Origin of the sequence: Gordonia polyisoprenivorans NBRC 16320 = JCM 10675 (assembly GCF_000241325.1) — a bacterium.
In the GTDB taxonomy this organism is placed as follows: Bacteria; Actinomycetota; Actinomycetes; order Mycobacteriales; family Mycobacteriaceae; genus Gordonia; species Gordonia polyisoprenivorans.
Genome location: NZ_BAEI01000077.1, coordinates 123067 through 141600, shown reverse-complemented (window position 1 = coordinate 141600; position 18534 = coordinate 123067). Strand labels below are relative to the sequence as shown.

Genomic DNA, 18534 nt, shown 5'->3' with positions numbered 1-18534 from the left:
ACTCCTGCGCAGAGATATCAAGCCGCGCGCCGCTCCGCGAACGACGGCAACACCAGCTCGCGCACGCGGTGCCGCGTCGCCGAACCGTCGAGTGAAACGAGGATGACGGCGTCGGCGACCTCGGCCGCGTAGATGTCGCGGATGAGGGTCACCAGACCGCTCGGCGTGCCGACGTAGCGCACGGTGCCGCCGTCGATGTCGTCCGGGATGTGTGCGACCGCCGCCCGCGCCGATGCGGCGCTGGGCGCGATCGCCACCTCCACCTCGAGTGCGACGGAGAAGTTCGCGGTGTCACGGGTGCCGGCCCGCAGCAGTGAGCGGGCCCGCTGGGCGTCACGCAGCGTGGGTCGACGGACGACGATCGCCGAGGAGTCGGCGGGAATGTCGTCGGCGAGCGCGACCCGCAGCGATGGCCGTCCGATGCTGATGCGATCGAGTTCGATGGTCATGCCGGGTTCCCTCCGGGTGAGGTCGAGATCAGTTGTGCCAGAGCGTCGATCAAGCGGTCGATGTCGGCGGCCCCGGTGCCGAGGCCGAAGCTCGCGCGCACGGCGCCGTCGGGGTGGCCGAGGCGATTGAGGATCGGGTGGGCGCAGAACTTTCCGTCACGCACGCCGATGCCGTGTTCGTTGCTGAGATACTCGGCGACGGCGCGCGGCGCAATACCGTCGACGCCGAACCCGGCAATCCCGACGCGATCGGTGATGTCGTCGAAGATGCGCAGTTCCTCGACGCCGTCGAGGCTCGCGAGCCCGTCGTCGAGACTGCAACGCAATTCGTGCTCGTGCAGGCCGATCGCCTCGAAGCCGATCTCGGTGATCGCCTCGCAGGCGGCAGCGATGGCGATGGCGCCCAAGACATTCGGCGACCCTGCTTCATGTCGCGCGGCACCGGTGTGCCAGGCGGTGGCCGCGCAGTTCTCGTCGGGGCCGTCGACGACGCTGACCTGCGCCGACGCCCCACCGCCGGCGAGGTAGGGGTCGGCGGCGTCGAGCCAATCCGACCGTCCGATGAGCACTCCCGCGCCGTACGGCGCGTAGACCTTGTGACCGGAGAACACCAGGTAGTCGATACCGTGGCTGACCATCGACACCGGCCGGTGGGCGACGAGCTGGGCTGCGTCGACGAGTATGTGCGCGCCGTGTCGGTGCGCGATGGCGGCGATGCGTCCGATCGGCAGGACCTCCCCGGTGACGTTGGAGGCCGCGGTCACCGCGAGCAACGCCGCGGGCGCCGCCGCGAGTTCGCATTCGAGTGCGACGAGGGTGTCCTCGATGCCCGGGCGCGCGGTCACGATGCGGGCCGTCCCGGAGTCGCGCGAGACCCACGGCAGCAGGTTGGCGTGGTGCTCGATGTCGAGAACCACGACGTCGCCAGGGGTGCAGTGGGCCGCCAGATTGATCGCGTCGGTGGTGTTGCGGGTGAACACGACGGTGTCGTCGGCACGCCCACGCACGAAGCGCCGCACCGTCTCCCGGCACTGCTCGTAGCGACGGGTGGTGACCTGGGACAGATGGCCGGCGCCGCGGTGGACGCTGGCGTACTGGTGCAGCGACGCGGCGACGGCGTCGGCAACCGCGGTCAGGGCGGGGGCGCTCGCCGCATAGTCGAGGTTGGCGTAGGCCACCTCGCTCCCGTCGACGAGCGGCACCTGTTGTCCTGCGCCGACGACCTCGGCGAGCGGCTCGATGGACGACGGATCTGCGCCCACGGTGGCGGCGATCGATGCGGGGGTGACGACAGCAGTCATCGAAAAATCTCCTTGGGAATCCACGCTTGCCGTGTCCGGGTGGTACACGGCCAGGTCGTCACCCGGAGCACCCCACCGCGGAGGAGGGTTGCCGACCAGCGAGCCGGGGCTTGTCACTGGCACTCATGACCTGCACCAAGGGTGGCCTATCACGCGGGAGGGTGTCAATTTTCACTCAGCGTGGGCAAAATCCCGACGCCGTCCGGCGCTAGGTTGGTCGAGTGAGCGGCGAACGTGTGGACGATGAGGGAACGGGGCCTGCTCCGTTCGTGTTGTCGCGCCCGCACGGGGTGGTTCGCGCCGAGGGCGTCGCGCGACGGTTCACCGCGGTCTCCGACGCCGTCGACGCGCTGCGATCCGGTGCGGTGGAGTCGGTGGTCGGTGCGCTCCCGTTCGACCCCGCAGATCCGGCCGCGCTGTTCGCACCCACGCGGCTATATCGGGAACAGGCGCTCGGTGGGCGCGCCCCCGTCCGTCATTCACTGACCCACTTCGTCGAGATCCCCGACGCCCCCACACATCGGGAGCGGGTGCGGCGAGCGGTGGCCGCCATCGACGCCGGCGACCTCGACAAGGTGGTGCTCGCGAGAACCGTTGGTGCGGTGCTCGATTCGACGGTAGAGATCGATGAACTCCTCGGCGCGCTGGCGCACGGCAACTCCGAGCACAATGCGTTCGCGGTCGACAGCGGCCACTCGTGGCTCCTCGGCGCGAGCCCGGAGTTGTTGCTGCACAAGAGTGGCCGCGAGGTGACCTGTCATCCGTATGCAGGTTCGGCTCCACGCTCGTCGGACCCGGACGCCGATCGCGAGGCCCGGGAGAAGCTCGCCGCGTCGGGAAAAGACCATCGCGAGCATGCGTTCGTCGTCGAGCATCTGCGTGAACGGTTGGCGCCGATCAGCGAGGAGCTTTCCGTCGCGACCCGACCTCAATTGCTCTCCACCGGCGAGATGTGGCATCTGGCCACACCGATCCGCGCCCGCCTCGCCGATCCGGATGTCGGCGCACTCGACCTGGCCCTCGCCCTGAGCCCCACCCCGGCGGTGTGCGGGACACCGACCGACGCTGCGGCACAGTTCATTCGGGATCACGAGGAACCCCGCGGACTCTACGCCGGCGCCGTCGGCTGGGCCGACGCGCGTGGCGACGGCGAGTGGATGGTCACCATTCGTTGCCTCGAACTCGACGCCGACCGACAAACCTTTCGCACGTGGGCCGGCGGCGGTATCGTCGCCGACTCCGATCCCGATGCCGAACTCGCCGAGACCACCGCGAAGCTGCTGACGGTATTGCGAGCGTTGGGAATCTCGGGAATGTGACGTCGTCATTCGCAAGACCGACACGGTGCGAGGGCGCGTGTTGCAACCTCCGAACGTCGGATATATTGGCGCGTTGATCGAGCGGGGAGGGCCAGTGCTGCAACCGGGAGCGAGTTTCGCCGGATACACGATCGAACGTCTCCTCGGCGCAGGCGGAATGGGTGAGGTCTACGTCGCACGACACCCACGCCTGCCACGATCCGACGCACTGAAAGTGCTGGCCTCCTCCTTGTCGGACAACGATCAATTCCGCCGCCGATTCGAACGCGAAGCCGACGTTGTCGCCACCCTGTCCCATCCCGGAATCGTGACCGTTCACGACCGCGGCGAAGCCAATGGGCACCTCTGGATCGCTCTGCAACTCATCGACGGCACCGACCTCTCCGAAGTCCTACGCACTCACGGCCCGATGCCCGCTCCCGAGGTTGCACGCATCGTCGCTGCCGTCGCCGACGCGCTCGATTACGCCGGTAGCCGAGGCCTGGTCCACCGCGACGTCAAACCCGCCAACATCCTCATCGAGACCAACGGGCGATTACAACTGACCGATTTCGGCATCGCCCACACCCGTACCGACACCAATACCCGACTCACCGCGACCGGCACCACCATCGGCACGCTTGATTACGCGTCCCCCGAACAACTCCGCGGCCTCTCCCTCGACAGCCGATCCGACCAGTACTCCCTGGCTTGCACCGCTTTTCACTTACTCGCCGGGCATCCACCGCACGAGGACACCAACGCGGTGGCAGTCATCACCCGCCACCTCGAACAACCACTACCCAGTCTGCGACACACCCGGCCGGAACTCTCCCACGACGTCGACGCGGTCCTCACCCGCGCCACCGACAAGGACCCCGCGCGCCGCTTCTCCTCGAGTTCGGAGTTCGCCAACGCATTGGCTGTGGCACTGCGACAAACTACTTCGACACCGCGACAAACGATTTCGGCACCGACGCCGACGCCGGCGCCGACCGTGCGTCCGCAACCGGATTCCGGCCATCCGGGCAGGCCGCCGGTCGTCTTCGGGTCCGTCCAACAGGCCCCTGCGCCCGGGTGGCCGGTGCCGGCTCCGCCTCGTCGGCGACGCCGGCGTCCCGGTCGGCTCACCATCGCCCTGGTGCTCGGCCTGGTCGCGGTTCTCGCGATCACCGGCGGAGTACTCGGATGGCATTTTTACGAGAAGTCGGTGGCAGGCGCACACGAGTTGGCCGATCTCACACATGTTCCCGCCTCACCGCTGAGCCCGTCCCTGGCCACCAAACCGGCGCGGGTGAAATGGACGTATTCCGGCGCGGGGATTCTCGGCGGCACCATCCAACTGGCGATCGGCGCGCACGACGCGGTCACCGAGGGATCCGAACCCGCGGTATTCGACGTCCTCGACGCCAACACCGGAAAAGTGTTGCGGAGCATCTCCGTGCCGGTCATGGGCCCCGACGGCTACGTCGCCCAACCCTGTGTCGTCGCCGCGACGATTGCTGCCTGCCCGATGACCAACACGACGGAAGTTCTGCTCGACCTACAACGAGGAACCGTCGTCGGCCAGGTGACCGCCGACCAGATGGTCGCCGCCGACACCGGCTTCTTCGCGCTGAAGCAATCCCCGGGCGACGACGCCAACCGGACGACGGTGATGAGCGTCGACTCCTCCGGAAGGGTTCGATGGCAGGAAGACTCGCGCGAGTATGCGCTTCCGGCGACCGGCAGCGGGAGTGCGCTGATCAATCCGGTACAACAGCCAGGTTCCTTCCAGGGCCCCGCAGTCGAGATCCGCCGCGCATCTGACGGCAAGGTCCTCTATCACCGCGTGCTCCAAGAATGGGAAGAGTCTCCGGCGTGGGCGCCTTTCCCTGGGGGTTTCGTGGTGGACGGAGCCAACGGTCCCGAATACTACGATCTGGACGGCAAGCGAACCGCCGTTGGCGCATCCGACTGGCATCCGATCGGAACACCGCTACGCGCCGGGATCAATGCACTACCCGCAGCCGGTCCGTCACTACCAGTTCTCAGCAAGGGTGACATCGACCGCATACCTCAGACGACAACCACCATCGGAGTGGCGAATCCCGCCACCGGAACCATTCTCTGGCAGAGCGAGACCGGCGGTGGCAGAGACTCGTCGTCGACGGCCGTCGGCGTGGGAACCGCAGCGCAGCTGACACTGACGACCAACAATTCCGGCACTTCCAGGGAAACAGAGTCCCACGCGCTTGCCCTCTACTCCGGATTCGTCCCCGACCACGTCTTAACCGACCTCCGGTCGCAGAGCCTGATCGCCGACGACGGCACCCGAACAGCCTTTGCGTCGAGCTCCGAAAACTCTTGTGAGACACCTATTTACCTTGCAAACGACTGCACCACGACCTTGACGGCTTACGGTTCGGACGGCAACCAGTTGTGGGACCTGAACAGCCAGGGCACTCCGGAGGGTTTCGCCGGGATGGTCTTCATCGGCACGAGTCGCATCATCTGACGGACGCAGATTACCGGTGGAAATGTCTGCTCAGCACGGCCTCTCGTACTCGACCTCATCGATGTGCACTCCCCAGACCTTCCCCGACCGCACCTGCCCCGTGGGAGCCCAGCCACGTTCGGCGTAGAAGTCCATGGCTCGCTCATTGCCCTTCAGCACGTGCAGCCGGGCGACCGGATAGCCCTGACGGGCGATCTCCGCCTCCGCGTGATCCATGAGGGCCGACCCGATCCCCGACCGCCAGTGATCCGGATCGACGTAGAGAGCCATCACCGTGGCATGCCCGTCGAGTTCGCCGATGGTCACGAAACCGGTGATACGGCCGGATGATTCGGCAACCCAGGTGTGGGGCCCGCGGTCGTCGTCAAAGGTGTAGTGCTCGGCGCGGTCTTCCGGGCGCATCGCCCGCAGTTCGGCGTCGGGCAGCAATCCGTGGTAGCCACGCTGCCACGAACGCACGTGCACCCGCGCCACCGGAAGCGCGTCGGCGGCGGTGGCTCGCCGGATCAGCATCGACGGTTGTTCTCGTCGTCGGCCAGCGCTCGACGAAGCTGGTCCGCAATATCCGGTCGGAACGTCGACATCTGCATCGCTGCGATCGCCTGCGCTCCGACGGTCGTCACGCCGAGCTCCGACACCAGCCGCCGGATTGCATCCTCCTCGGATTCGGCACGTTGCATGAGCGAGAGAACCTCTGCGGAACGATCGAGCGCTGTCACGCAGGCACGCAACACCTCTGATCGCTCCTGCCGCCCGACCTCAGGATCCGGTCGTGCCCGGCGCCCGCGTGGCGAAGGCGCTTCGACAACCGGCCCATCCCACTCGAAGAGTCCGTCCGGGAGCGAGGCATGCTCGGTGAGCTCGACGACTTCCGACGATCCCGAACCGGCCGACATCGTAAGCCGCACGATCACCCCGGTCGACTCGTCGATGGAGATCTCACCGTTCTTTCCGGAGCGGTCCCCCACCAACACCGCCCAGGCTCGACGGCCACCGACATCCACCGCTCGTGGCTCGTCGCGCACGACGACGTCACGACTCATGCTGTGCAGCAATGAGTTCTGACCGAGTAGCTGCAACGGGCTGACCCCGCGACCGAGTATCGGCATCCTGATATCGCCGTCCAGCAGCGTCATGTGGCCGTCGATGCGCACCAGCGATCTGTCACGACCGCTGAGATACACCGGCTCACCATCGATCTCGATACGCCACCGATCGGTCGGCGCATACCAGAACCGATAGGACTCATCGAGTTCGGTTCCGCGATCCGAGCCGAGGGATCTGAGGGCTCCCGAGACCATCACCGAGCCGGACGCCGCATTGCGCCCGATCAGTTCCACCCACGAGACCCCCATCCCCGAGCTACCCCAGCGCCTGATCCAGATCCGCGAGCAGGTCGTCGATCCCCTCGAGCCCCACCGAGAGCCGAACGACGGAGTCGCTCAAACCGATTGCGGCGCGCCCATCCGGCCCCATGGCCCGATGTGTGGTGGTCGCCGGATGCGTGATCAGCGACTTGGAGTCACCGAGGTTGTTCGAGATGTCGATCACGCGCAGAGCGTTGAGGACCTCGAAGGCACGCTTCTTGCCGTCGACGCCGTCACGGTCGTTGAGTTCGAAGGTCACCACCGTGCCACCGCCGGACATCTGTGCGGTCGCCAGCTCGTACTGCGGGTGCGAGGTGAGGAAGGGGTATTTGGTCCACCGCACACGCGGGTCGGCCTCCAGGAACTCCGCGATCCGCAGCGCCGAGGCCACCGAGGCATCGACGCGTAGCTTGAGCGTCTCGAGTCCCTTGACGAGGGTCCACGCGTTGAACGGAGAGAGCGCAGGTCCGGTGTGGCGCATCAGGGTCTGCACCGGCCCGTCGATGTACTCCTTGGTACCGAGCACCGCACCGCCCATCACCCGGCCCTGGCCGTCGATGTGCTTGGTGCCGGAGTAGACGATGACATCGGCCCCCAGGTCCAGTCCCTGCTGCAACAACGGGGTGGCGAACACGTTGTCCAGCACCACCTTTGCTCCTGCAGCGTGTGCGAGCTCGGAGACCTTCGCAACGTCGACGAGGCTCTGCATCGGATTCGACGGGGTCTCGAAGAACACCGCCTCGGCGGGCGTCGACAACGCCTGCTCCCACTGCTCGAGGTCTTCGCCGTCGACGAAGTCGGTGTGCACACCCCACCGGGGCAAGATCTCGTTGGCGACGACGAAGCACGAACCGAACAGACTGCGTGCGGCGACCAATCGGTCGCCGGCCTTCAGCAGCGCACCCAACGACACGAAGACTGCGGCCATTCCGCTCGCGGTGGCGAAACATGCCTCGGCACCCTCGATCAGCCGCAGCCGCTCCTGGAACATCTCGACGGTCGGATTGCCGTACCGGGAGTAGACGAAGCGCTCGTCCTCACCGGTGAACGCACGCTCGGCGGCTTCGGCCGAGTCGTAGACATAGCCGCTCGTCAGATACAGCGCCTCGGAGGTCTCGAAGAAACCCGACCGATCGAGCCCGCCCCGGACCGAGAGCGTCTCGGCCGAAACCCCCTCCGGCAGACCTCGGCTCACGACTGCCTCCACGGAAGGTCGAGGGCACGCCAACCCTTGGAACCACGGTGATCGAATTCGTCGAGCGGCCCCTCGAAGCCGTCGACGATGTTGTACGCCTTGGCGACACCGTCGGCCGTGGCCGCCTCGGCGGCACCGATCGAGCGATGCCCGGAGCGACAGATGAAGATCACCTCGTCGTCGTCGGCCACGCCGGCATCACGCAACTCGGCGATGAACCCCTCATTCGGAGTGCCGGTGGGAAAGGTGTTCCACTCGATGAAAAGTGGTTGCTTGCCTAGGATTTCGAGGTCAGGAACCCCGACGAAGGACCATTCGGCGCGGGTGCGACAGTCGACGAGTTTGGCCTTCGGGTTCTGCTCGAGCTTCTCCCACGCCTGCGTAGGAGTCAGATCTCCGGCATACGTCATGGCTTGCACACCTTCCAGTTCCCGTCTTCCCGAATCGCGGCAACCTTGGTCGTCTGCGTCTGATCGGACTTCTTGTCGAAATGCCAATGTACCGTCGCGGTCGCCCGGTCACCGGACACCTGCACGTCGCTGATCGTCGGAATCACGATCCGCCCGTTGGTGTCCAACGATTGTCGGTTCTGCGTCGCGAACTCCGGTTGCGATGGAAATCCTGCCGAATTCAGGTCGGCGCTGCAGGTGTGCTCACGAAAGGCTGTGTAGTCGACGTTGTTGCGCGCGGTGTACAGATCGTTGATCGCGTACTGCACCTTCGCCGAGTCACTCGCCCGGTCCTCCGCCGGACGGAACACGTACGAGAGCGCGATCCCGCCGGCCGCGAGTGCAACGACCACCAGGGCGACCCAGAACGGCCACGCGTTGCGCCATGACGGAGTGGCCGGCTCGTCCGGGACGACGTCCGGCTCGGCCCGCTTGGCTGCGCGTTTTGCCATGTCGGCGAGTGTATCGACGCAATCGGGACGCGAAGTGGGCGCCCTCGGCCGGCCGTGCCGCCGGTCACACGTGGTTAAGTGAGGCTATCCAAGGATGCAGAATCCGACGAAGGAGACGCCATGGTGCCCACCCGACCGGCCCGATTCGCCCGCCGACATCGAGGCCGACGCTCCGGCGTCGCGATCGCCGGGCTGGCGTTGAGTGCAGCGGTGGCACTCGCGGGCTGTAGCGCTCCCGCCGACGATTCCGCGTCGTCGAGTGCGCCAGCGCCCGAGGCCGGAGCGCTGCCGGTCACCATCGAGCACAATTACGGCTCGACCACCATCTCCACGCCGGTGACCCGCGTCGCCGCCATGGGGGTGGGCGACGGCGACACCCTGCTCGCGCTGGGCTTCCAGCCGGTCGCCATGGCCCCGTTCGGCACGCCGGCGAAGGTCCGGACCCCGTGGACGGAGAAGTTGCTCGGCTCCAACGAGCCGGTGTCGCTGCCCGAGGCCTCGCAGCAGTTCGGCAACGAGATCGCCAAGGCGCTGTCCACGAATCCCGACCTGATCACCGCCGTCGGCGCCGCGCCCACCAAGGAGCAGTACGACAAACTCGCCGCCGCGGTCCCGACCATCACCCGGCCCACGAACTACCCGGATTGGCAGGTGCCGTGGGACGTGCAGGCCGCCGAGATCGGGCGGGCCGTCGGCCTCCCGCACAAGGCCACCGAAACGATCACCGCGACCAAGAAACACGTCGCCGACCTGGCCGCCGCGCATCCTCAGCTCGAGGGCAAGACCGCGGTCGCGGTGAGCGCCTCGCCGGACGGCACCATCTCGATCTTCGGGCCCGGCGACGGCCGCGAGCAGATCCTGGAAAGCTACGGGCTGACCTTCCCGGAGGGCTTGAAGTCCGCGGTCACCAGTGGGTTCTACGGTTCGATCTCAGCAGAGAACATCGGCATGCTGAACCAGGCCGACGTCGTCGTCCTCGACTGGCAGGGCGCCAACGACCAGCTCCGCAAGAACGCCAACTGGACCGGCCAGCCGTTCGTCACCGGCGGCCGCACCACCTACATCAACCAGGAGGTCGGGACCGCGATGGGCGTGCCGACCGTGCTGTCCATCCCCTGGATCGCCGACCAATCGATCGCACAGATCGCCGACGCGGCGGGCCACGCGAGCTGACGTCGGCACTGACACGGCACGGACGGGTGTGAGGTCACCCTAACCGCAGATTTTGGGTACGGGCTGCCAGGGCCTACCGTAGAAGGGATAAGCGTCGACGCACCGCCTCGTACCGCGGGCGTCTGATCTCCGTCGAGAACCGAGGTACTGACACTCCATGACCGATCAAGCTCGCCCGCTGCGCGTGGCCATCGTCGGCGCGGGTCCCGCCGGGATCTACGCCGCCGACGCCCTGATGAAGTCCGACACCGCCAAGGACCGCGGCGTGTCCATCGACCTCTACGAGCGCATGCCCGCGCCCTTCGGCCTCATCCGGTACGGCGTCGCACCCGACCATCCCCGCATCAAGGGCATCATCACCGCCCTGCACAAGGTCCTCGACAAGCCGCAGGTCCGTCTGCTCGGCAACATCGACTACGGCACCGACATCACCCTCGACGAGCTCAAGTCGCACTACGACGCGGTGATCTTCTCCACCGGCGCCACCGACGACCGCGCTCTCGAAATTCCCGGTGTCGACCTCGAACGCTCCTACGGCGCAGCGCAATTCGTCGCCTGGTACGACGGTCACCCCGATTTCCCGCGCGAATGGCCGCTCGAAGAGGAGAAGGTCGCCGTCATCGGCGTCGGCAACGTCGCGCTCGACGTGGCACGCGTGCTCGCCAAGACCGGCGACGAACTACTGCCAACCGAGATCCCCGACAACGTCTACCAGGGCCTCAAGAACAACAAGGCCGTCGAGGTGCACGTCTTCGGTCGTCGCGGTCCCGCCCAGGCGAAGTTCACCCCGCTCGAGCTCAAGGAGCTCGACCACTCGCCGAACATCGAGGTCGTCGTGAACCCCGAGGACATCGACTACGACGAGGGCTCCGCTGTGGCGCGCCGCGGGTCGAAGATCACCGACCAGGTCGCCACGATCATCGAGAACTACGCGATCCGCGACCCCAAGCAGGGCGCCATCCACAAACTGTTCCTGCACTTCTTCGAGAGCCCCACCGAGATCCTCGGTGAGGACGGCAAGGTCGTCGGTCTGCGCACCGAACGCACCCAGCTTGACGGCACCGGCAACGTCAAACCGACCGGCAAGTTCACCGATTGGGACGTCACCGCGGTCTACCGGGCCGTCGGCTATCTCTCGGACAACCTGCCGCAGATCCCGTTCGACAGCCAGGCCGGCGTCATCCCGAACGAGGCCGGACGAATCTTCGACGAAGGCGCCCACCTGACCGGGCTCTACACCACCGGGTGGGTCAAGCGCGGACCCGTCGGGCTCATCGGCCACACCAAGGGCGACGCCAACGAGACCGTCGACTGCATCATCGAGGACATGACCAACGGCGCGCTGCTCGAGCCCGCCCATCCCGCCGAGGACGCCGTCATCGAGTTGCTCGAGTCCAAGGGCATCCCGTTCACCACCTGGGACGGCTGGTACCGACTCGACGAGCACGAGCGTTCCCTGGGCGCCGAACAGGGCCGCGAGCGCGTCAAGGTCGTCGAACGTGAGGACATGCTCGCCGCCTCGGAGCCGCACAAGATTCAAAAGGCCTGACTACGTCAGGGGTTCAAAAGGCCTGACACTCACTCCAGAGACACGGCTGACGAAAGTGGGGGAAGAATCTTCTTCCCCCACTTTTCCGTTCGTCCCCAAGCAATTTCCAGGGGACGAACGAAAAGCCTTGGGAAGAAGCCAGACACACACAGCGAGGGGCGAGACGGAGATCCGCCTCGCCCCTCGCTGACTGTGAGAGATCAGTTGGTGCCGCTGGGCGCGTCGGGCACTGTCTGTTGGTTGCCGGGCGCCTGCTGCACGTTGGCCCAGAAACCGAAGTTGTTGGTCGGGTTCTCGACCTCGGAGCCGATGGTGTAGCCGGAGATCGAGGACGGCCAGCAGCCAACCCAGGTGGTCTCGAGTTGTGTCGGCTGGAAGGCCTGACCGGGCAGGAGCTCACCCGAGACGGTGTTCCGCGCGGTCGACGGAACCGCACCCGCGGCGATGGCCTGCGCCTTGGTGCGCGCGGGCACCCGAATCGCGGCCCCACCGAGTTCGGTGATGGTGACGTTGTGCATGGTGGCGCCGCCGATGTTGCGGACACTGATCCAGCGATGCATACGCCAACCCGGCAGGTTGTCCCAGGTGGGTCCCCAGTTCTTCCAGTAGCAGTTCACCCCGCCGAACAGCGCCAGGTCACCCGGACCGGTTGCGGCCTGCGCTTCGCCTGCGGCAGCCATCGAGCCCCCGGCGATACCGGCGGCAACCGCAACCGCCGCGACGGCTCGCTTCATCGTCTTCTTCATGTCGACTCCTTCTTCGTCGAGCGGGCCCCGAAACCGTGGACGACCCCGAGGCTGCGAACTCCTACGACGCCCCCGCGCCGAAATGCGTACGTCTCCTTGTATCGCACTCTCACAGGTAACCGTTACGTAGGTCTCAGAATCGTTGCCGCACGGCAGCCGGATCGTCATCGAATCCGACAACCCGGGCTGAGGTAAGGTTGCCCTTCGTGCGACGCCTCACCGGACTACTGCTGATCCTCGCGGTGCTCGTGGTCGCCACCATCGGGTCGGTGTTGATCGGCACGAGAGAGATGCCGCTGGCCGCCACCTGGGATTCCTTCACTGCAGGCTGCTCGCAGATCTGCCAGGCCCTGATCCACCTGCACATGCCGCGGATCGACAAGTCCTCCGACACCGCGGGCATCGTCTGGGACCTGCGTGTGCCGCGTACCGTGCTCGGTCTCATCGTGGGTCTGGCCATCGGCGCGGCCGGCGCGATCACCCAGGGCCACACCCGCAACCCCATCGCCGACCCCGGGTTGCTCGGCGTCAATGCCGGCGCAGCCTGCGCGGTCGTCGGCGGTGTCTACCTGTTCGGTATCTCCTCACCGCTGGCCTACATGGCATTCGGGCTCGGCGGGGCGATCATCACCTCGGCCCTCGTCTTCGGGATCGCGGCACTGACCGGGACGGGTCCGATCACCCTCGTGCTGGCGGGCACCGGCCTGTCGGCGATGCTCGTGGCGATCACCTCGGCGATCGTGCTCAGCGACACCGCGTCGCTCGACGCGTGGCGTTTCTGGAGCGTCGGTTCGACGGCCGGCCGCAGCATCGACATCTTCTGGGCCGCATTGCCGTTCATCGGGGTCGGTCTGGTGCTGGCGCTGGCGTCGGGGTTCTTCCTCAACATCCTGAGCCTCGGCGACGACATGACCACGGCGCTCGGCAGCCGCGTGTTGGTGATCCGCGGCGTCGGCATCCTCGGGATCACCCTGCTGATCGGGGCGGCAACCGCCGCCTGCGGACCCATCGTCTTCCTCGGTCTGGTGGTGCCGCACATCGCGCGCGCGATCACCGGCGCCGACTATCGCTGGATCATCCCGTACTCGGCGCTCATCGGCGCCGCGCTGTTGTTGGTGTGCGACATCATCGGTCGCGTCGTCGCCCGGCCCGGCGAGATCCAGGTCGGCGTCGTGCTGGCCTTCGTTGGGGCGCCGTTCCTGATCGCCATGGTCCGCCGGACGAAGTTGACGAGCGTATGAGCACCGACACCGAAGCCGCGTCGGCCGCCGACCACCGGCCGGCCCACGCCTCGCGCCGCATCGTGCGTGTCGGACCGACCTCGTGGGTGTGGCGTCCGCGCATGGTGATCGCGGTGACCACCTCACTGCTGATCGCCTTCGTCCTGTTCCTGATGAGCGTCACCATCAGCGACTACCCGGTGACACCGATCGACGTGATGCGCATCCTGCTCGGTGGCGGTACCCGCATCGAGAACGTCGTCATCCTCGACGACGCCGTGCCGCGCGCGTTGGTGTCGGTGCTCGTCGGCTTCGCGCTCGGTATGTCGGGATCGCTGACGCAGTTGATCGCCCAGAACCCTTTGGCGACCCCCGACATGCTCGGCATCACCGCCGGGGCCAGCGTCGCGGCCGTCTCGGCGATCGCCTTCGGAACCGGGTGGGGCGCCGGACTCGCCGAGCTCGGCGTGCCCGCGTCGGCCCTCATCGGCGGACTGGGCACCGCCGTGGTGATGTACCTGCTCGCCTGGCCCGGACGCGGAGTCAGATCGGCCCGCTCGCTACGCTCCCGGCGCCGGGCCAACCACGCCATCAATCCACTGCGGCTGGTGCTCATCGGCGTCGGCATCACCTGGGTGCTGCAGGCCGCCACCTCTTATCTGCTCACCCGCGCCGAGATCCGCGATGTCGGCCGCGCCCAGACGTGGCTGGTGGGGTCGGTGGCCAACACCTCGTGGTCGAGTGTGTGGCCGGTCGCGATCGCGGTGGTGCTGGCCGTCCTCGCCGTCGGGGTGCTCGCCCGCCAGATCGACGCGATGAGCCTCGGCACCGACCTGGCGCGCTCGCTCGGCGTGCGGACGATGGCGGTCTCCGGTGCGATACTGCTGATCGCGGTGATCGTTGCGGCACTGGCGGTCTCGGCGGCGGGGCCGATCGCCTTCGTCGCACTGCTCGCCCCGCAGATCGCCATGCGCCTGACCGGCAGCGCCATCCCGACCCCGGTCGCTTCCGGGGCGATCGGCGCGATCCTCGTGGTCGGCGGTGACATCCTGTGCCGCACGGTACTGCCGTCGGGCCTGCCGGTGGGGATCGTCACCGCCGCGCTCGGCGGCCCCTTCCTGATCTATCTCATGGTCTCGATCTCCCGAAAGGCCACCGTATGAGCCGACTTTCCGCACGCGACCTCGTCGTCGGCTACGACGACCGCATCGTCATCGACGGCCTCGACGTCGACATCCCCGACGCGGCGATCACCACGATCATCGGACCCAACGGTTGCGGCAAATCGACGCTGCTGCGGTGTCTGGCGCGGCTGCTGCCGGCCCGCTCGGGCGTCGTACGCCTCGACGGCACCGACATCACCAGGATCAAGCCGAAGACCGTGGCGCGCACGCTGGGTATTCTGCCGCAGAATCCCGTTGCGCCCGAAGGACTTACCGTCGAGGATCTGGTCAGCCGGGGCCGTCACCCCTACCAGAAGTGGTATCAGCAGGCCTCCGCCGAGGACGAGGCCGCCGTCGCACTGGCCCTGGAACTGACCTCGACGACCGACCTCGCCGACCGCACCCTCGACGCGCTCTCCGGCGGTCAGCGCCAACGGGTCTGGATCGCGCTCGCGCTGGCGCAGGGCACCGACCTGCTGCTGCTCGACGAGCCGACCACCTACCTCGACCTCGCGCATTCCCTCGAGGTCCTCGACCTCGTGCACTCCCTCAAGACCGAGCACGGCAAGACCGTCGTCATGGTGCTACACGACCTGAATCTCGCTGTGCGCTACAGTGATTCACTGTTCGTGATGAATGACGGACAACTGGTCCGACATGGCTCACCCGACGAGGTGATCACCGCCGAACTCCTCGACGACGCCTTCGGCCTGCGCGCGCAGGTGGTCACCGACCCGGTCTTCGGTGGCCCGATGATCGTGCCGATCGGCGCGCACAGCGCCCGTGGGATGACCAGTGCACGCGGTATGACCGGTGCACGCGGGGTACTCAGCGAGCCGTAGGCCGGTCTGTCACAGGGCGGCTGCCCTGCTGTCGTCACAGGGCGATCGCCCCGGCCAGCCACGTCCCCGACGCGAGCAACGCGCCGAACAACTCGATACCGATCGTCACCACCGCCGCCTTGGTCGCCGCCACCGTGCCGCGCCACGCCGCGCCGGCCGTGCGGGTCCGCACGAGCTCGGAAACCAGTGCGCCGGCAATGAATCCGAGGAACAACCCGACGACGGGCACCACGAAGAACCCGACGATCCCCACCACCCCGCCGACCACGATGGTGCGGTTGGGGATCTCGTGCCGACGCAGAACACGGCCGGCGACAACGTATTTGACGATCTCACCGACACCGATCAGCACCACGGCGAGTGTGAACACCGCCCAGGCCCAGCCGCCGACGATGATCGCCCACACCAGGATCGACACCGCGACCAGCAGGGTGCCGGGCAGCACCGGGACGACGATCCCCAACAGCCCCACGGCAATACAGACACCGACGATCACCTCGCCGTACAGGGGCATGAATCGGCCGCTCTACTCGACCTTGGCCGGGGAATCCGACCCGGCCGCCTCCGGACGCGGCGCCCCTGGCCCCGCCGGGGGGCGCTGCCCCGGGCCCGGCGCTCCCGCGGGTCCGGGCCCACGCGGTCCCGGTGGCGGACCACCCTGAGGCCCGCCCGGACGCGGACCACCCGGTGGTGGTGCGACCGGAGGCGGTCCCATCGGCGGCCGGCCCGGGGGGCGTCCCGGCCCGCCGGGAGGCATCTGTTGTCCCGGCTGCGGGCGCGGCGGCATCCCCGGGGGCGGTCCACCCTGCGGCCCACCTGGCGGTGGCCCCACCGGCCCCCGTGGCGGAGGTCCGGCCGGGCGTGCCGGCGCCGGGGGCGGTACCGGTGTGGGAGCACCGCGACGCGCCTCACGCCCTGGCGCCGGGGTGACGATCGAAGCGGCCTGCACCGCACGTTCGCGGGCCGTCGTGACGTCGTCGGCGGTCGCGGTGACCACCCCGACGCGTCGTCGATGGAAGCTCTCGGGTTTGCCGAACAGCCGAATGTCGGTCTCCGGCACGGCAAGTGCTCGTGCGACGTTCTCGAAGCCGATCGCCTTCTCGTCGAGCTGACCGTAGATCACCGCCGACGCCCCCGGCGAGGCCAGCGTCACGTCGACCGGCAGCCCGAGGATGGCGCGTGCGTGCATCTCGAATTCGCTGAGTCGCTGGGTGGCCAGGGTGACCAGACCGGTGTCGTGCGGGCGCGGACTGACCTCGGAGAAATAGACGTCGTCGCCCTTGACGAACAGTTCGACGCCGAAAATGCCACGGCCACCGATCTTTCCGTCGCCGAGCGCGGTGGCGATCCGTGCGGCGATCGAGGTTGCGGCACCCAGCGCATCGGTGGTCATCTCGTGCGGTTGCCAGCTCTCGACGTAGTCGCCGTTGACCTGCTTGTGCCCGATCGGCGCGCAGAAGTGGGAGGTCAGTCGTCCGGTTGCCGGGTCGATGGCACGCACGGTGAGCAGTGTGATCTCGAAGTCGAAATCGACCCAACCCTCGACGATCACGCGTTCACCGGCGACGCGCCCACCCGTGGTCGCGCGCTGCCAGGCGGATTCGATGTCGGCGGCGCTCTTGAGAACGGTCTGCCCCTTACCCGACGACGACATGACCGGCTTCACCACACACGGGTAGCCGATCTGCTTGACCGCCACGGTCATCTCGTCGAGCGACCCGGCGAACAGGTACGGCGACGTCGGCAACCCGAGGTCCTCGTCGGCCAGTCGACGGATGCCCTCGCGGTTCATCGTTGCGATCACCGCCGACGCGGTCGGGATGACCTCGGCCAGCCCCTTCTTCTCGACTGTTCCGAGCGCCTCGGTCGCGATGGCCTCGATCTCGGGCACCACATAATGCGGGCGATACCTCTCCACCAGCGCGAGCACCGCGTCGCCGTCGGTCATGTCGATGACCTCGGCGTGATGGGCCACCTGGTGACCGGGAGCGTTTTCGTAGCGATCCACCGCGACCACCTCGACGCCGAGTCGCTGGAAGGCGATCACGAGTTCTTTGCCGAGTTCGCCGGCACCGAGCACCATCACCCGGGTCGCGGTCGGCGACAACGGTGTCCCGAGGATGTCGGGCGGGCCGACCGGTGCGGACGCGGGCCGACGAACCGCCTGCACCTGCGTGGGCGCCTGGGCGACCGCGTCCGCCTTCTGCAATCCGACGGCGGGCTCACCCGCCGGCTCGCCCCCCGGCACCGGCACCGCGACCACCGGCGCCTGCACGGACGACGACGGCGCAGATGACGACGGCAACTCCTGCGGAGACGGCGCGTCGGGACGCGAAGGCTCCTCAGAGGCGGCGCTGCTCTCGGTGTTCGAGGTCATTCTGTGGATTCTACGTGGCACCCGATCGGTGGGTCATCCACACCGCGCACGGTCGGCACCACTCGATACACGGCTGTGACCTGCGCGGACACCGGCCGACGATAGGTTCAGCCGACCACCTGATGGATGTAGCACCACCGCCAGAGTTCACCGGGTTCCGCCGAACGCATGACAGGATGCCCCGACGAGTGGAAGTGCGCGGTCGCGTGTCGGCGCGGCGAGGAGTCACAACACGCCACGTGCCCGCACTCCAGACACTTGCGCAGATGCGACCAGTGGTTCTCCCCGATGGCCATGCAGTCCTCGCACTCGTCGGTGTGTCCGGCAGCTGCGGCCGGATCGGTCGCGGGGTCGAGACCGATCTCGGCGAGTTCGGGACACCGCCCCGACGGGGTCGACGGCTGCGCCTTGGTCTCGGTGGTGCGGGAACGACGTCCTAACAGTGCCATGTGCCCA

Annotated in this window: 18 protein-coding genes and 1 riboswitch; of the genes, 7 read left to right on the top strand and 11 right to left on the bottom strand. The window is 67.5% G+C overall.

The features are described 5' to 3' along the window. Positions 1-17: 17 nt before the first annotated feature. Together GOPIP_RS21505 and GOPIP_RS21500 are read right to left on the bottom strand one after the other, a co-directional pair. Positions 18-449 (bottom strand): hypothetical protein, encoded by a 432-nt coding sequence (locus GOPIP_RS21505; protein WP_006371916.1) that lies wholly within the window; start codon positions 447-449, stop codon positions 18-20. Beyond that, a complete protein-coding gene (locus GOPIP_RS21500) occupies positions 446-1750 on the bottom strand; it encodes an aminotransferase class V-fold PLP-dependent enzyme (RefSeq protein ID WP_006371915.1) in 1305 nt (434 codons plus the stop codon). The genes GOPIP_RS21505 and GOPIP_RS21500 overlap by 4 nt, the downstream gene beginning before the upstream one ends. 17 nt (positions 1751-1767) lie before the next feature. Further along, positions 1768-1881, bottom strand: a riboswitch (SAM riboswitch). Positions 1882-1971: 90 nt separating this feature from the next. On the opposite strand from GOPIP_RS21500, the gene GOPIP_RS21495 reads away from it, so the two are divergent. Further along, positions 1972-3069: an isochorismate synthase gene (locus GOPIP_RS21495; protein ID WP_006371914.1), complete on the top strand. Its 1098-nt coding sequence runs from the start codon at positions 1972-1974 to the stop codon at positions 3067-3069. 94 nt (positions 3070-3163) lie between these two features. Then, a complete protein-coding gene (locus GOPIP_RS21490; RefSeq protein WP_006371913.1) occupies positions 3164-5545 on the top strand; it encodes a serine/threonine-protein kinase in 2382 nt (793 codons plus the stop codon). Between the two features lie 30 nt (positions 5546-5575). Here the strand turns inward: GOPIP_RS21490 and GOPIP_RS21485 are convergent, their stop codons facing one another. Genes GOPIP_RS21485 through GOPIP_RS21465 form a run of 5 tightly spaced genes read right to left on the bottom strand, consistent with a single transcriptional unit; the run spans position 5576 to position 9008 of the window. Continuing rightward, on the bottom strand, positions 5576-6058 hold the full coding sequence (locus tag GOPIP_RS21485; protein WP_006371912.1) for a GNAT family N-acetyltransferase: 483 nt from the start codon (positions 6056-6058) through the stop codon (positions 5576-5578). Beyond that, entirely contained in the window at positions 6052-6885 is an 834-nt protein-coding gene (locus GOPIP_RS21480; RefSeq protein ID WP_240524002.1) for a hypothetical protein, read from the bottom strand. Before GOPIP_RS21480 ends, GOPIP_RS21485 begins: the two co-directional genes overlap by 7 nt. A 22-nt stretch (positions 6886-6907) precedes the next feature. Further along, positions 6908-8107: an O-succinylhomoserine sulfhydrylase gene (locus GOPIP_RS21475; protein WP_006371910.1), complete on the bottom strand. Its 1200-nt coding sequence runs from the start codon at positions 8105-8107 to the stop codon at positions 6908-6910. Then, complete coding sequence (locus GOPIP_RS21470) at positions 8104-8517, bottom strand: rhodanese-like domain-containing protein (protein ID WP_006371909.1); 414 nt, start codon at positions 8515-8517, stop codon at positions 8104-8106. Before GOPIP_RS21470 ends, GOPIP_RS21475 begins: the two co-directional genes overlap by 4 nt. Further along, positions 8514-9008: an Rv0361 family membrane protein gene (locus GOPIP_RS21465; RefSeq protein ID WP_006371908.1), complete on the bottom strand. Its 495-nt coding sequence runs from the start codon at positions 9006-9008 to the stop codon at positions 8514-8516. The genes GOPIP_RS21470 and GOPIP_RS21465 overlap by 4 nt, the downstream gene beginning before the upstream one ends. Before the next feature lie 120 nt (positions 9009-9128). Between GOPIP_RS21465 and GOPIP_RS21460 the strand changes: the two genes are divergently transcribed. Together GOPIP_RS21460 and GOPIP_RS21455 are read left to right on the top strand one after the other, a co-directional pair. Then, positions 9129-10181 carry an ABC transporter substrate-binding protein gene (locus tag GOPIP_RS21460; RefSeq protein WP_006371907.1) on the top strand — a complete coding sequence of 351 codons (1053 nt, stop codon included), beginning with the start codon at positions 9129-9131 and terminating at the stop codon, positions 10179-10181. Between the two features lie 157 nt (positions 10182-10338). After that, the gene (locus GOPIP_RS21455) at positions 10339-11730 is read left to right on the top strand and encodes an FAD-dependent oxidoreductase (RefSeq protein ID WP_006371906.1); all 1392 of its coding nucleotides are present in this window, start codon (positions 10339-10341) and stop codon (positions 11728-11730) included. Positions 11731-11930: 200 nt separating this feature from the next. Here GOPIP_RS21455 and GOPIP_RS21450 read toward each other — a convergent pair whose 3' ends face one another. Continuing rightward, a complete protein-coding gene (locus GOPIP_RS21450) occupies positions 11931-12476 on the bottom strand; it encodes a hypothetical protein (RefSeq protein ID WP_006371905.1) in 546 nt (181 codons plus the stop codon). A gap of 206 nt (positions 12477-12682) precedes the next feature. Here GOPIP_RS21450 and GOPIP_RS21445 point away from each other — a divergent pair, with 206 nt between their 5' ends. Genes GOPIP_RS21445 through GOPIP_RS21435 form a run of 3 tightly spaced genes read left to right on the top strand, consistent with a single transcriptional unit; the run spans position 12683 to position 15701 of the window. Continuing rightward, positions 12683-13717 carry a FecCD family ABC transporter permease gene (locus GOPIP_RS21445; protein ID WP_035728614.1) on the top strand — a complete coding sequence of 345 codons (1035 nt, stop codon included), beginning with the start codon at positions 12683-12685 and terminating at the stop codon, positions 13715-13717. After that, positions 13714-14859, top strand: coding sequence for a FecCD family ABC transporter permease (locus GOPIP_RS21440; protein WP_006371903.1), 1146 nt, complete (start codon positions 13714-13716; stop codon positions 14857-14859). The genes GOPIP_RS21445 and GOPIP_RS21440 overlap by 4 nt, the downstream gene beginning before the upstream one ends. Continuing rightward, positions 14856-15701 (top strand): ABC transporter ATP-binding protein, encoded by an 846-nt coding sequence (locus GOPIP_RS21435; RefSeq protein WP_006371902.1) that lies wholly within the window; start codon positions 14856-14858, stop codon positions 15699-15701. The genes GOPIP_RS21440 and GOPIP_RS21435 overlap by 4 nt, the downstream gene beginning before the upstream one ends. A gap of 34 nt (positions 15702-15735) precedes the next feature. Here the strand turns inward: GOPIP_RS21435 and GOPIP_RS21430 are convergent, their stop codons facing one another. From GOPIP_RS21430 to GOPIP_RS21415, 3 genes are all read right to left on the bottom strand, one after another. Then, positions 15736-16215, bottom strand: a complete 480-nt coding sequence (locus GOPIP_RS21430; protein WP_006371901.1) for a DUF456 domain-containing protein — start codon at positions 16213-16215, stop codon at positions 15736-15738. A gap of 12 nt (positions 16216-16227) precedes the next feature. Further along, on the bottom strand, positions 16228-18078 hold the full coding sequence (purT, locus tag GOPIP_RS21425; RefSeq protein ID WP_244421195.1) for a formate-dependent phosphoribosylglycinamide formyltransferase: 1851 nt from the start codon (positions 18076-18078) through the stop codon (positions 16228-16230). Between the two features lie 107 nt (positions 18079-18185). Next, positions 18186-18527 carry a UBP-type zinc finger domain-containing protein gene (locus GOPIP_RS21415; protein ID WP_006371899.1) on the bottom strand — a complete coding sequence of 114 codons (342 nt, stop codon included), beginning with the start codon at positions 18525-18527 and terminating at the stop codon, positions 18186-18188. Between the last annotated feature and the right edge of the window lie 7 nt (positions 18528-18534).

Bases quoted from the DNA above. Each gene is read 5' to 3' on its own strand.
- GOPIP_RS21505 (WP_006371916.1), bottom strand. From the start codon at position 449: ATGACCATCGAACTCGATCGCATCAGCATCGGACGGCCATCGCTGCGG.
- GOPIP_RS21500 (WP_006371915.1), bottom strand. From the start codon at position 1,750: ATGACTGCTGTCGTCACCCCCGCATCGATCGCCGCCACCGTGGGCGCA.
- GOPIP_RS21485 (WP_006371912.1), bottom strand. From the start codon at position 6,058: ATGCTGATCCGGCGAGCCACCGCCGCCGACGCGCTTCCGGTGGCGCGG.
- GOPIP_RS21470 (WP_006371909.1), bottom strand. From the start codon at position 8,517: ATGACGTATGCCGGAGATCTGACTCCTACGCAGGCGTGGGAGAAGCTC.
- GOPIP_RS21465 (WP_006371908.1), bottom strand. From the start codon at position 9,008: ATGGCAAAACGCGCAGCCAAGCGGGCCGAGCCGGACGTCGTCCCGGAC.
- GOPIP_RS21460 (WP_006371907.1), top strand. From the start codon at position 9,129: ATGGTGCCCACCCGACCGGCCCGATTCGCCCGCCGACATCGAGGCCGA.
- GOPIP_RS21455 (WP_006371906.1), top strand. From the start codon at position 10,339: ATGACCGATCAAGCTCGCCCGCTGCGCGTGGCCATCGTCGGCGCGGGT.
- GOPIP_RS21450 (WP_006371905.1), bottom strand. From the start codon at position 12,476: ATGAAGAAGACGATGAAGCGAGCCGTCGCGGCGGTTGCGGTTGCCGCC.
- GOPIP_RS21440 (WP_006371903.1), top strand. From the start codon at position 13,714: ATGAGCACCGACACCGAAGCCGCGTCGGCCGCCGACCACCGGCCGGCC.
- GOPIP_RS21435 (WP_006371902.1), top strand. From the start codon at position 14,856: ATGAGCCGACTTTCCGCACGCGACCTCGTCGTCGGCTACGACGACCGC.
- GOPIP_RS21430 (WP_006371901.1), bottom strand. From the start codon at position 16,215: ATGCCCCTGTACGGCGAGGTGATCGTCGGTGTCTGTATTGCCGTGGGG.
- purT (WP_244421195.1), bottom strand. From the start codon at position 18,078: ATGACCTCGAACACCGAGAGCAGCGCCGCCTCTGAGGAGCCTTCGCGT.
- GOPIP_RS21415 (WP_006371899.1), bottom strand. From the start codon at position 18,527: ATGGCACTGTTAGGACGTCGTTCCCGCACCACCGAGACCAAGGCGCAG.